The following is a 2195-nucleotide window of genomic DNA, read 5'->3' as shown; positions in this document are numbered from 1 at the left end:
CCGTTGCGGTACTGGGCATAAGGCCTAACGCCTGAATTTAGCGGCGGCCGCGCCGCAGCAGTTGTTTGAAACCGATAAGCGGTCGGCCGTCCGCTGGAATGAATTGTTAGGCCTCAGCCGGGCGTGAAACCCTTGAATAACGAGATGACTACGAGCCCAAAGATGGTCGCGAGCGCGACCGCTCCCGCAGCAATCCAGTAGAACCAAGATGACCTACGCTTCGCCAAACTCTGTGCGGCGAAGCACACCAAGCCAAGCAGGACGAGCGGGAGAACAAACACGAAAAGTACGAACAGGACGCTATGGCGAGGCTCACCCACCAATTTTACCAGCAACCAGGATGCCATCAGAAACAGCAATGCCGCCAGAATGGCAAACAAGTAGCGACCGGCAATGAGCAGACTGTCCGCCAATGACCTCGACTGCTCGTAATGTCTATTCATGAGGCCTAACGCCTGAATTAAGCCGCGGACCAATCGCGCAGCGATTGGGGCGTCGGCTTGAATAAAATGTTAGGCGCGCTACTCAGCGTTGTCACGTGCCACGATCTCTTGAACTGCTGGTCGAGTGTACTTGGCCACTGGGTCGACCTCATCCGGGTCGCCGGGATGTAGATATTCGCCCTCGTCAAATGCCAAGTACACGTCCCAAGAGTACTCGGGCATTCCGCGCTCAGTAGAGTGATGGCAGAAGGTGTCTAGGCAATTCATCGCTTGGTCCGCAGACGCATAGGTCAAGCGACCAGCCAAATACTCATGAGCCACGCGGCGTGAGAAAGCGTCACAGAATTCTTCATGATGCAAGGTGTCAAAAATGGACGAGAATATTTCAGTGGTAGGGATGTCCGAGGAGCATCGGGCAATTAGTTCGTCAATCTGAGACGTATCCATACGCGCCTAACGCCTGAATTTAGCGGACAAAACGGCTCGCCGTTTTGTTCCGCTGGAATGAATTGTTAGGCCTCGCCCCGGCCGCTGAAATGAGGGGGATGGCCTAAACCAACCCGTGTCGTATCGTAGAACCCTCTCAGCCAGGCGACAACGACAGAAGTGGGAATCGCGTCACCCTTCAATTGCTGAGAATGAAGGCAGGACATGATTTCGTCGTTCAAATCCCAAAGAGCATCGATTTCGCGACCTGCGCCCGCGGGCTCATCAAGTTTCATGCTCTTGCTTTTCCAAGGCCTAACGCCTAAGTTAAGCCGCGCCGAAGGCGTCGGCTTGAATGATTAGTTAGGCCTCATCGGCGCGGTATTCACGCCTTCGGGCCTGGTCAAATTGCTCTACGCACGGCATCCAAGGAAGCTGCATGTGTGAGAAGAGCACGAAGTAATTCGATACTGCAAGATCAACTACGTCGAACGCCTCTTCCTTTGCATCGAATGACACGGTCAAATCTCTCTTGCCGCGCTTGTGCTTGACGGTATTCTTTGCCTCGAACATACGATCGTGGATCCACTTCTCTGCTGCCACGCGCTCTCGCGGTGAACTAGGAGCCTTAAAGGCAAGGAACGCATCTTTTAGATGATCTGAGGCAGGCTTGGCTGTGGCGGGAAGCTCGTCTGACAAGTCGCGGATGTATATAGCAAGAACTTCTTCGGCCGCGCCGCCTAGGTGGAGGGACGAGTAGTAAGAGTCCCCGCGAAGATAGAGCTCGATAGCGCGCTCTAGCAGTTCAAGCGCGACTGCGAGCTTGGGGGTCGGCGCGGTTGAGTTCATGGGAGGCCTAACGCCTGAATTCAGCGGCGGCCGCGCCACGGCAATTGTTTGAAACCAGCAAGCGGTCGGCCGTCCGCTGGAATGAATTGTTAGGCGCCTGCACGAGCTAACCTTTGGTTGAGCAATGGCAAATATATCTCGGCCGGCCCGCTGCCGGAGCGAAACTCCGCGATCTGGCGCAGCTCTGCCAGGTACTCAGTCCAGAACTTGTCCCACTTTTTGTGCTTGCGCGGGGACGGGACATGCAGCTTCCAGTGAACTCGTACGCAGTCAGACTTGCAGATAGGGCAAGCGAAGGAATCCAGCGTTTGAGTCTTGCGCTGGAGCTTCCTGCAGGTCAAGCACGCGAATGTCCGGTTACTCATCTGCGCCTAACGCCTGAATTTAGCGGCGGCCGCGCCGCAGCAGTGGATTGAAATCAGCAAGACGTCGGCCGTCCGCTGGAATGACTTGTTAGGCGCCACTGTAGCCGAAAGC

At 55.5% G+C, this 2195-nt stretch carries 3 protein-coding genes; all 3 read right to left on the bottom strand.

The genetic code is table 11. The annotated features are described in order from the left end of the window. Nucleotides 1-113 precede the first annotated feature (113 nt). Nucleotides 114-443, bottom strand: a complete 330-nt coding sequence (locus G467_RS0114755) for a hypothetical protein (protein WP_026802737.1) — start codon at nucleotides 441-443, stop codon at nucleotides 114-116. 512 nt (nucleotides 444-955) lie between these two features. Beyond that, nucleotides 956-1165: a hypothetical protein gene (locus tag G467_RS18120; protein WP_155844912.1), complete on the bottom strand. Its 210-nt coding sequence runs from the start codon at nucleotides 1163-1165 to the stop codon at nucleotides 956-958. Nucleotides 1166-1232: 67 nt separating this feature from the next. Further along, nucleotides 1233-1718 carry a hypothetical protein gene (locus G467_RS0114745; protein ID WP_022970499.1) on the bottom strand — a complete coding sequence of 162 codons (486 nt, stop codon included), beginning with the start codon at nucleotides 1716-1718 and terminating at the stop codon, nucleotides 1233-1235. Between the last annotated feature and the right edge of the window lie 477 nt (nucleotides 1719-2195).

Origin of the sequence: Arenimonas oryziterrae DSM 21050 = YC6267 (assembly GCF_000420545.1) — a bacterium.
In the GTDB taxonomy this organism is placed as follows: domain Bacteria; phylum Pseudomonadota; class Gammaproteobacteria; order Xanthomonadales; family Xanthomonadaceae; genus Arenimonas; species Arenimonas oryziterrae.
The sequence above is the reverse complement of the archived record's forward strand: the minus strand, read 5'-3'. Positions and strand labels throughout refer to the sequence as shown.